Annotated in this window: 5 protein-coding genes; 1 reads left to right on the forward strand and 4 read right to left on the reverse strand. The window is 74.1% G+C overall.

The genetic code is table 11. The annotated features are described in order from the left end of the window. Positions 1–12: 12 nt before the first annotated feature. From RUTHE_RS10430 to RUTHE_RS10445, 4 genes are read right to left on the reverse strand one after another with little or no spacing between them, the layout of a single operon-like run. Positions 13–1,959: a Zn-binding domain-containing protein gene (locus tag RUTHE_RS10430; protein ID WP_021098374.1), complete on the reverse strand. Its 1,947-nt coding sequence runs from the start codon at positions 1,957–1,959 to the stop codon at positions 13–15. Beyond that, positions 1,899–6,152: a DEAD/DEAH box helicase gene (locus tag RUTHE_RS10435; protein ID WP_021098375.1), complete on the reverse strand. Its 4,254-nt coding sequence runs from the start codon at positions 6,150–6,152 to the stop codon at positions 1,899–1,901. The genes RUTHE_RS10430 and RUTHE_RS10435 overlap by 61 nt, the downstream gene beginning before the upstream one ends. Continuing rightward, positions 6,131–7,774 carry a hypothetical protein gene (locus tag RUTHE_RS10440; RefSeq protein WP_021098376.1) on the reverse strand — a complete coding sequence of 548 codons (1,644 nt, stop codon included), beginning with the start codon at positions 7,772–7,774 and terminating at the stop codon, positions 6,131–6,133. The genes RUTHE_RS10435 and RUTHE_RS10440 overlap by 22 nt, the downstream gene beginning before the upstream one ends. After that, the gene (locus tag RUTHE_RS10445) at positions 7,761–9,437 is read right to left on the reverse strand and encodes an STY4851/ECs_5259 family protein (protein ID WP_021098377.1); all 1,677 of its coding nucleotides are present in this window, start codon (positions 9,435–9,437) and stop codon (positions 7,761–7,763) included. The genes RUTHE_RS10440 and RUTHE_RS10445 overlap by 14 nt, the downstream gene beginning before the upstream one ends. A 219-nt stretch (positions 9,438–9,656) precedes the next feature. Between RUTHE_RS10445 and RUTHE_RS15530 the strand changes: the two genes are divergently transcribed. Continuing rightward, positions 9,657–10,685, forward strand: a 1,029-nt coding sequence (locus RUTHE_RS15530) for an HD domain-containing protein (protein WP_211217748.1), incomplete at its 3' end; no start/stop codon positions are given.

Genomic DNA, 10,685 nt, shown 5'->3' on the forward strand with positions numbered 1-10,685 from the left:
CCGTGTCATCCCTCAGCCGGTCGACCGCAAGGAAGGGGCGAACAGATCTGCGTTCCCGCGCCGCAGGCTGCGCGCGACGGGGAAGTGCTGGCGCAGGAATTCAGGCGACAGTGGCAGGAAATCCGCGTCCGTGGGCGCATCGGTCATGGTCGGGCTCCGGTCATCTGCAGGGCGATGGGGGGGGGTCGTGCGTCCGGCCCGCAGCACGAAGTCGGCCGAGGACAGGGCGCGGGCCTGCGCGGCGGCTGGGGCGGAAAAATCGTGGCGCTGGGATCCTGCCACCGACCAGGCACCAAGCCCTTGATCCAACAGGATGTCCAGCCGCCGCCCGTCCTTCAGCCAGACCGAGAGCCGCCGGAAATGCGGCATGTCTGCCTTGGCGCGCAGCTCGATGCTGGCCCCGGGAAGCAGATGGCGCAGAACCTCGCGGCGCAGCGCGTCGTCGGGGAAATTGTGGTGAAGAAGGCGCGCATCGGGCGGGGGGCGATCGTCGCCGACAAGGTCCACCGCCAGCGCCGCCGCCCTGGCCCCCGGCGCGGTGCGCATGACCTCGGCCAGAAGCCGCAGCAGATGCGCCTGCAACAGGTAGCGGTCGGCGTATTGCAGCCGCGTCACGCCCGCGGCGCGCATCGCCCCGACCTCGAGCGGCGCTTCGCGCGCAAGCCAGTCCCAGAAGCGGCGGCCGAAGCCCTGCACCGGCCCGTCCAGCGCTGCGCCCGGCCAGAGCAGCCGGGCATTGCCGGTGCCGAGCTCGATCAGGCGATCGGCGGACAGCCGATTGCCCATGGCAGGAGCCGTGGCCGGCCCGATCAGTGCCGGAGCGGCGGCCCCCTGCCCCCAGTCCGGACCTGGCACAGCCTCGGCCGGTATGGTGACGGCCAGCGCCTGCTCATCTGCCGGTCCGCGCAAGTGGCACAGCACCATCGCCCCGCCGGCCTGCGGCAAGGCCTCGGCCCGGTGGAGATCGGCAGTCCGCGCCAGGGCGTGCAGCGCAAGCTTCACCGGCAAGTTCATCCCGGCCGAGGTCAGCACAGAGGCCAGGATTCCCACACGAGGCCGGATGCCGGCCTCTTCCAGACGGGGCAGCAGGCGGCGCAAGGGCCAGCCGGACAGATCCCAGCCGGAGGGATCGCCGTGCAGCCAGAGGTCGAGCCCCGTGAGCCGACCCTGCCGCAGGCGATCGGCGATCAGCGCCGGCGCCGGGCGTCCGGCCAGCCGCGTGGCGGGGCCGAAGAGGCGCAGCGATTCCGGCAGCGCCAGCCGGTCGGACAGCGCCTGCGCCAGCGCCAGCCCGCCCCTGCGGTCCAGCACCATCTCGCGCCGGTTGAGGTCGGGGCGCAGGATGCAGGCCGGGCAGCCGCGGACGCAGTCCTCGGGGCAGCCGAGCAGTTCGGTCGCCCGCGCCACGGCGGCCGCCAGCATCTCGGGCTCGGCCATGCGCGCGACGAGCCCCGCGCCCCCCGCCGCGCGGTCGTGCAGGAAGGCCGACAGCCGCGCCTCGCCCGAGGGGCCCACCGAGGGCGTGGCCGAGGGCACGATCTCGTCCGCCTCCACCCCCAGCCGTTCGGCCAGCGCCTCGCGCAGGGCGGCGGCCAGGGCGCGTGCAGCGGGTTCGGTGACGGCAATCTCGCCGCAGGCGGCGGGAAGCTGCCATTCCCAGACATCGGTGCGCATCACCTGCGCCAGATGCAGGTTGCGCTGGATGCGCGCGAGATTGTCCGAGGCCGGGCAATACCCGTCGCGCGTGCGCGAAAGCCCCCGGCGCAGCAGCAGGGCATGATGCTTGCTCATCGCATTGGGCAGAGCGGCGGGCAGGTCGGGCGGCGAGGCCTCCATCGGATGGGCGCGGCCGCAATCCAGACAGATGGCAAAACCGCCGCCCAGAGGGCCCGCGGTGGTCATCGCAAGGCGGCCTTCGGGATCGGCGCGCATCCGCCCGGCGCCTTCGGCCAGCGCCACCCAGTCGCCGCCATGGGCGGAAAGCCGCGGGGATCGGCGGCGATGTGGGACAGGTTCTCATAGCCCACATGGGCGGGCTCGTCGCCCAAGAACCCGGCCGGGCGCAGGGCGCGCCGGATCTTGAGCGGTTTATAGCCGCAGCGGGGGCAGGACTCGGGCGCGGTGGGTGCCCAGTCGAAGGCGCGGCAGGCCGGGCAGGACCAGAGGCTGCGCAGATCCTCGAGCCCCGAGGCATCGGCGCCCGCCTCCCAGGCGGGCAGGATGCCGCTGGCGCGATGCACCAGCCCGTCGATGACCAGCTCGGCCCCCGGTGCGTATTCGCGCAGCGCCTGATCGAGCGACCGCGCCGCGGTGCCGCGAAGGAAGCGGCTCTGCCCGGTATCGGCATCGGGGCTGCGGTGGCACAGGTTCTGGAAGGTGACGACATCGGTCGGGAAGCCATAGGCGGGCGTGAAGCCGCGGCGGGCCAGTTCGCCCAGCAGGAATTCGCCCGCAAGCCGCCTTGCGCGCAGTTCCAGCGCCTGACGCGCCTCGCGGTCGGGTGCGGCGGCGGCAGCCTGCAACAGCGCCAGATGCTCGCGCCGCCAGCCGGCGACCAGCGCCTCGAAGGCGGCGCGGGTGTGCGCCGCCAGCGCCTCCACCCCTTGCCCCGTCAGCACCGTGCCCGCCAGCAGGTCACGCAGCGGCCCGTCCAGCCCCCCGGCCCAGCCGGCATCGAGATCGGCCAGGAAGGCATCGGCCGCGGCACCATCCTCGACCGGCCGGTTGGCGCTGCTGCCCGCGCCCAGGAAGGCGCCGATCGAGCCGGTCACATCCGTGCCGCCGCGCGCGGCCAGCCAGGCGGTCAGGATCGCGGCATTGACGTGGCGGCGCACCAGGGCCGGGCTGTCGAACCAGACGCGCGGGGCGACGATGGGCCGGGTCAGCCAGGCCGCGGGGTTGTCGAAGGCGCGGCGGTCCAGCGGCAGGTCGCGGCAGAAGGTCAGCGTGAAGGCGAAGGGCTCGCCCGCGGCCGGCCGTCCCGCCCTCTGGCGGTAGTTGGCGAGCGAGGGCGGCACGTTGGCATTCACCACCAGCCGCACATCGGCCAGGTCCACCCCCATCTCCATGGTGGTGGAGCAGTTGAGCAGGTTGATCCGCCCCTCGGCGAAGGCCTGTTCATAGCGTTGCAGGGTGGGGCGCGGGATCTGGGCGGAATGTTCCTGCGCGCGGATATAGGGCGGAAAGGCGGCCAGCCGGTCGTGCAGATTGGTCCAGAGGCCGCCCGCGCGCAGGGCGGCCACGGTGGGGTCGGTCTGGCACCACTCTGCAATCTCGGCCGCCTGATCGCGCGTCAAACCGCCGCGATTGGCCATGGGCAGGCGCGGCATCTCGAAGGGCTGCATCGTGCGGGCGGGGTCATTGGGGCTGCGACCCGACAGGCTGTAGGCATAGGGCCGCCGGGTGACGGGGCAGAGGAAGGCGCGGTCCAGCCGCAGAACTGCCGCCCGCGCGAAATCCAGCCGCCAGGCCCCCGCGCCCGTATCCCGCGCCGCCGTGCCGGCGATAAGCTGCCACAGCGCATCCAGCACCTCGCCCGCGCGGTCCTGATCGGTGCGGCTGTCAGGGCTGCCGCCGGTCGGGGCATAGACGAGTTCGGCCAGGCGGGTCAGGCGGCCATTCACGGCCTGCGGGCCCGGCCAGCGGCGGCTGTTCGCCGGCATATCCTCGGCGCGGGTATCGGCGGGCACGACCGCGTTCAGCACGCCATGGCGCGGCGCGACCAGTGGCACGAAGGCGGGGGGCATGTCCACGGCAAGGCTCTGGCGGAACACCAGATCCACCGCCACCTGCGCCAGCGCCGCCCAGCCTTCGGCGTCCATCCCGGCCTCGGCCAGCAGCCGGGGCGGGCCGGACAGGCGCGCGCGCTCCTCCATCGCCGGGAAGGTCAGGCGCAGCAGGCCCAGCGTCTCGGGGTTGTTCTGCACCCGCGGGCGGCGGAACAGCTCGCGGTAAAGGAACATCTCGGCCAGCTTCGCGGGGTCGTCGGCCAGCCCCGCGCCAAGCGCCCGGCCGCGCCAGATGTCGCCCGCGAACTCGCGCAGGTCGGCATGGGCGGCAAGTCCCTGCACGAGGCTGCCCCAGGGGATCGGGGCAGCAGCAGCGCCGGTGAGTTCGCCCAGACGCCGGCGGTCGGCATCGGCATAGTCGCCGAGGCCCGCGGCCTCCATCTTCGCGATCTTCTCGCGCAGCGCGGCGATCTCGGCCGGATCGGCGCCCGCCGGGGCCTCCTGCACCGCATGCCACAGGAAGGCGCGCGTCAGGTCGCGTTCGGCGCCCTGCTGGAGCTTCGCCGCCAGCCGCGCCACCCCCTGCCGGCTGTCGGAGAAGCTGATCGCCCGCCGCCCGCCCGCGGGCAGGCCGGGCCGGCCGCCTGGGGGCGCGAGATCCTCGAGCACGCCGCCGACGCCATTGCCCATCAGGAAGGCCGGACCGAAGCGGAAGCCCGTCAGCCCCGCCTGCCCGGCGCGGGCGCAGCAGGCGCGGTCGGCCGGGGTGGCGATCCATCTTGCGCGGATGGCGCGCGTGCCATGCGGCGGGGTGTTGTCGAACCACAGCCCATCGGCGCCGAGCCAGCCCGCCATGCCGCCGCCCTGCCCCTCAGCCGCGAGCCAGGCGGAGCCCGCGGGCGCGGCGGGTGCATCCTCTTCGCCCGGGTCCTGGTCCAGCGCGAAATCGTCGCCCTCGCCCGCCTCGGGCGCCAGAAGCCGAAGCTGCGCGCCGGGCTGCGCCAGCCCTTGAAGATGCGCGGTGCCGCAGTCGTTGCAGGCCACCACCTCATAGACCGGGGCGCCGCAGGCACAGGCGGCGCGCGGGGTCAGCCAGACCGCGCCGAAGGGCCAGCCCGCCCCCGCCCCCGTCAGTTCGGGCGCGCGATGCGGGCAGGCCGGGTCGGGGCAGGCCCAGAGCCCGCCCTGCGCGCGGTGGAACAGATGCGCCCGCCAGGGCAGCAGCCGATGCCCCTGCCAGTCCGCCGCAGCCAGGGCATCGAGGAGGCGCACCGCCTCGTCCCGGCGCGTGGCATCGCCGGTCAGGATCCGCGCGACCTCGCCCAGCGGGCGGCCCGACTCGGACAGGGCCCGGCGCAGCGCCTGCACCCGCGGATGGCCGGCGAGCGCCTCGGCCGGCAGATCGGGCGCCAGGGGCCCATCCGGCCCCGCCGGCGGCAGGTCGGGCGTGCGTTCCTGCCCCTCGATCACCGCCACCCTCTCGGGTTCCTGCCCGGCCAGCGCCCCGGCGAAGGCGGCGAGCTTTTCGGCGGTGCGGTCCTCGCCCCCGATCGTGGCCGAGGTGGCGATCAGACGCACGTCGCCCGGCGTCACGCCGAAGGCCGCCCGCACTCGGCGCAGCAGCAGCGCCATCTCGGCCGCTTGGCTGCCGGCGTAAGTATGCGCCTCGTCCAGCACGATCCAGCGCAGCGCGCCCTGGCTGGCGGCCAGGATCGGCCTGTCGGCGCTGCGCAGCAGCAGGTATTCCAGCATGGTGATGTTGGTCACCAGCACTTCGGGCGGACGCTTGCGGATCGCCTGGCGCGAGCGCAGTTCGATGTCGTCGGACTGCTCCTTCGCCTGCCGCTCGGTCTCGGGCGTGTCGCCGTTCAGAAGGGCAAAGCGCACCCGGCCCCTCAGCCTCTCGGCCCAGGCGCGCAGACGGTCGCGCTGGCTTTCGATCAGGGCGTTGAGCGGATAGAGCAGGATTGCCCGCACCCCGCCGTCTGGTCGGGGATGGGCCAGCGCATCCTGCAACACCGGGATCAGGAAGCATTCGGTCTTGCCCGCCCCGGTGCCGGCGGTGACGATGGCGGACCGGCGCTCGCCCAGAGTCGCCTGCCAGGCGGCCAGCTGATGGGCGTAAGGCGGCCGTTCGGCCGGCAGGCGCGCGACCTGCGTCCCGTCCAGCGCCGCCACCAGATCGGGCGACAGAAGATCCGGTGCCAGGGCCGACAGCGGCCGGTCGGCGGGCTTCCAGGCGCGGGCGATCTCGATCACCGGATCGGCGATCAGCGCCCCTGCCGTGCCGGGGTCTTTCGCAAGCTCGCGAGCAAGCCACAGGTTCAGCCCCGGCGAGGCCATCCGCGTCCGCGCCACCATGCCCATGGCCGAAGCGCGGGTCAGCCGGTCGAGCGCGGCCGTCAGGTTCGAGGCGGGGGGCATGGGGCCTCCGTCAGGGCAAGTGTCAGGGCGCAGGGCAGAGCGGCCTCGAACCAGGCCGGGTCAGCTGCGCGCAGGGCGAGAAGGCGCAGCACCTCGGGCGGCTCGGGTGCCGGGCGCAGTCCGGCGGCGATTTCGGCAGCGGCGAAGGGCGCGTGCAGCAGGGCATCCATGCCGCCATCGCCGATCCTTGGCGGGGCAAGGCGCCGGGCACGCAGCCCGTCCACCCCCTGCGGCAGGCCGGTGAAGCGCCGCGCGGCCTCCTGCGCAGCGCCATCCAGCAGCGCGCGCGCGGCCGGTCCGGGCGGCAGAAGGGGCGAGGCATTCCCCTGCACGTCGCAGGACTGGGGCCGCAGCCCGGACGCCTGCAGGGCCCGGCCCAGATGCGCCGCAAGTTCGGGGCGCAGCGCAAGGATCTCGCCCGCCGCGCGGGCCATGGTCCCGGCCGCGACCGCCTCGGCGTCGTCGATCCCGGCCGCGCGAAGCTGCGCGACCAGCCGGGCATAGGCCGCCCTGGCCCCCAGCGCCCAGGCCTGGACGGGGATCAGTGGCCACCAGATCGGCGCCTCGGATTCAAGCGCCAGTGCCGCCGCGCGCCCCTCGCGTCTCGCCATCCAGAGAAGCGCCACCGCCGCCGCCGGCACCCGCGCCAGCGCCTGCACCTGATCGAGCGCGCCGCAGTCGCCCGCCGCGCGAACCGCAGCGATCAGTGCCGCGATCCGATCCCAACGGGGATCGCGGGGGGCTTCGAGGATCTCCTGCCATTCCGCCGCATAGCGGGCCAGTCGCTCGTCGCGGGTGCTGCGGGGTTGCGGCCGCGCGGCCCAGACGAAGGGGCGCATCACCCCGCGGGTGGCGTTCTCGCCCTGAACGAACCAAAGTCCCTCGTCCTCGCCCAGCCAGCCGCCGAGGTCGATGCGGCTCTCGGCCTCGGTCTCGGCGGTGCGGGCAGGGTCTTCGAGCAGCACCGCCCGCAGCCGCGTCCGCCCGCCGCCCAGATGGCGGAACGGCCCGGCCTCCTCGCTCTGCCAGTCGTAGCGGGCGATCGACAGCCGCGGCGTCTCCTGCACGAGCGCCAGACGCAGGTTTACCTGCCCGTCGGCGCCCAACAGCGCCAGCGCCTGACCCAGCACGCCCGCGACTGCGGCCGGACGCACCTCGCCCGCGACGGGAAAGCCCACCTGCGCCCCCTGCCCGCCCAGCCGGATCAGCACCGCGCCCTGCCCCCGTGGCAGATGCCCGCGCCAGCCGGCGAGGCGGCGCAGCGACAGCCGCTGTTCCTCGCGCAGCACCTGCCCCTCGGGGTCGATCAGCCGCGGCGTTCGCGCGGGCCAGAGGCCAATGAGGTCCAGCGCTGCGCCGCGGCCCGGATCGGACAGGCGCAGCGCGACAAGGCCCGGCGGCTGCGCGGCGGTCAGCGACAGAAGAGCGTGGCCCCTGGCGTCGGCGATGCCCTGCGCTGCGCCCTCGCCCGCTCGCAGCGCCAGGTGCCAGCCGGGGGGCAGGCCCTCGGCCTCAAGCCGCAGCGCCTCGGATCCGGTCTCGCGCAGGGTCAGCCGCAGGCCGGTGGGCAGCACGACAAGCCGGAGACGGGCGAGAACCGCGCCATCCTCAAGCCACTCCACGATCTGCCCGCCCAGATGTCGCGGGATGTGGCGCCTGCCCAGTCTCGTCCGCGTCAAGGGCTGCAAAGGGACGTCGCCTTCGGCGGCCCAGATCTGCGGATCGCCCAGATGAACCGGCGTGCCGTCGGCGCAACTCAGCCCGGAAAGGGATGGCCCGATCGCGACCAGCCGCGCCGCCGGTGCCTCGGTCTCGGCCCCGGTCTCGGACCATGAGCGTCTGCCCGGCCAGCGCCACCTGCCCACGGCCCGAGACCGGCCAGAGGCATCCGCCCGGTCCCGGCGCGGGGCGGCCGAGCGTCACCCCCGGGCCGGCCTGCGGCGTGGCGCCCTCGGGCGCCAGCAGGAACAGCTGCGCTGCCTTTGTCCGGCCCCTGCCCGAGAGCGGCACCAGCGTCTCGGGTTCGGCCTCGGCGGTCTCGGCGGCGCGCCAGAGGCTGGGGACTTCGTCGGGCGCCGGAAGGCCCGCGTCCAGAACCACGTCCCCCAGATGCCGCTCGTCGGCGTGGGCGGGCAGGATCACCGCCGCCTGCGGCGCCAGCGCCAGGCGCGACGCGCCGGCAACCCGGGTCAGCCGCCAGCCGTTGTCTTCGGGCAGGGCAAGGAAGCTTGCCCCATTGGGCGCCAGAAGGCGCAGGCGCAGCCCCTGCGCCTCGGCGGGCAGCGCGGCCCGGGGCAGAAGTCCGCCTTCGACGATCTCGGTCGCGCCGTGCCAGCTGCCGGCCTCGTCGCGCAACAGAAGCCGCCGCACCGGGGCGCCGCCGGCGGCGCCCCGACCGCGAGACACCGCAAGCGCCGGGCGGATGACGGCCTGCATGGCCGCGTCGGACAGTCGCAGCGGCAGGCTGGCGCGCCAATCCGGGCGGTTGGCATCCAGCCAGCCGATCGTGGCCTCGGTCGGCAGATCGGCCGGCAGCGCGCGGCGCAGGCCGATCAGAGCCAAGGCGAGGTCGGCCATCAACCGCGCCTGATCCTGGCCGCGCAGCACCTGTGGCAGGCCCTGCACCGCGCGCAGCGCCGCAGCCTCGGCCGCTACCGCCGCAAGTGCCCCCTCGGCCTCGAGCTCGGCGATCAGGCCGTTGAGAACCCGTGCATAGCGGTTCGCCTGGGCCAGCGCCGCATCGGGCAGCCCGCCCTCGGCCAGCAACGAGAACAGGAACTCCCGATGCCCCGCATCCCCGCTGCGCAGCGGCCTGTGCCAGGCGCGAAGCCCGGTCTCGACCAGCCAGCGGGTGAAGGCGTAGTCGGGCGGTGCAAGGCCGAGCCCCTGATAGACGAAATCCCAGGTCAGATGTCCGCCCTGCCAGTCGCGCCGGATGCGGTCGGCTGCCCACAGCACGAAGGCCTGTGCCGTCGAGGCAAGCCGTTCCTCCAAGTCAATGCGTATCCGCAGGGCCTGCCGAAGCCCGGCCCTGTCGGCGCCTGTCAGGTCATAGCCATGCAGCGGCCTTCCATCCGAAGCGGAAAGGCCGTTGCGCTGCAGGGCCGTGGTCAATGGCGTCACGATCCACCCGTTACAATCACGGCAAGCATCGACCCCAAGACAGGTCACGCTTTTGGTGAGGTTGCTCGACAGGATTTTGATCAGCAAGCATTTTTGCGCCACCTGCAGATACGCACAGGCACAGGCCGCCCCGGTGCGGCCTGCCCGTTGCCTGTCTTTCACCCGTTATCCCCTCATCGCCGACCGGGCAGAATCGCATCGACCGGCGCAGCTCTGTGCATATCCGGTATGGGTGACAGAACCTGTCGGGGTGGCGATGGCCGTCGCTACCGCGCCTGGTGGCCAAAAATGATTGCGCTGAGCGTCTTTTCTGACAATACCGACGCAGGGGAAGACCGAGCGGCGCTGGCTGGGGCCGTGCGAGGGGAACGAGTGTTCGGGATGGGGCTTGACGCAGCGCCGATGGACTGTGCCGTGGCGGCGCTGCTGAGCGGGGCGGCGGCGCTGGGCGTGATAGAACAGGAGGCTAACTGGCCGCGCGCCTTCGACCCCGCACGGATCCGCAAGCTGATGGCCGAACTGGCCTCCGGCACGGGCCCTGGGCCCGCCGGCGGGGTGGAAGGCGCGGCGCTCCTCAGCATCGTGGCCGGCGTGCGGCTGGGCGACGGCCCCGCAAGGCGCGCCGTCCTGCGGCCGGCGGCGCTTTCGGCCGAGGCGATCCTGCCCACCCCGGACGGCGCGGCGCGGCCCGATCCCGCGGCCCTGGCCGCGCTGCGCCGCGCCTTCCTGGAGGGCTGGGCGGACCTCGTGGCCCGCGCCGGTGCGGATGCTGCTGCCTTCGAGGAGGGGCTCCTGTCGCTCTGCGAGCGGCTGATGTGGGCGCTGCCCGCGCCGGGCGGGCCGGCGGATCTGCCGCTGTTCGACACGCTGCGGTTCCGGGCGGCGCTGGCCGCGGCCGAGGCCGGGGCAGGGGAGGGCAGGCAACTGCGGCTTCTGTCCGGCGATCTCTCAGGCCTGCAGGAGAGCCTCTTCCGCCTGCGCTCGGAGCGGGTGGAGGACCTCGCCAAGCTGTTGCGCGGGCGCTCGGCCCGGTTCCAGCTGATCGCCGAGGCGGCGCTGCGCCGGGCGCTTGCGGTCTTCGGCATGCCCATGGCCTGTGCGCTGCAGACGGCGGGCGGCAGGTTCCTCGTCTTGGTGCCGGCGCTGGCGGATGCCGAGGCGCGGCTTGAGGCCCTGCGCCGCGAGGCCGACGCGTGGTTCGCGCAGCAGTATCTGGGCGGGCTGTCGCTGGGGCTTGCGCTCTCGCCGCCTTTCGCCGCGGTCGATCTGACCGGCCCAAAGGCGGAAGAGATCGGCGAGGCGCTCTGGGTGGCGGGCGAGACGGCCAAGCTGTCGCGGATGGCGGCGCATCTGGCCCAGGGCGTCCTGCCCGTGGGCGATGCGGCCGCCGGCCCCTGCCCGGCCTGCGAC

Origin of the sequence: Rubellimicrobium thermophilum DSM 16684 (assembly GCF_000442315.1) — a bacterium.
Classification (GTDB): domain Bacteria; phylum Pseudomonadota; class Alphaproteobacteria; order Rhodobacterales; family Rhodobacteraceae; genus Rubellimicrobium; species Rubellimicrobium thermophilum.

Excerpts from the sequence above, each read along its gene's own strand:
- RUTHE_RS10435 (WP_021098375.1), bottom strand. The coding sequence starts at position 6,152 with ATGCCCCCCGCCTCGAACCTGACGGCCGCGCTCGACCGGCTGACCCGC.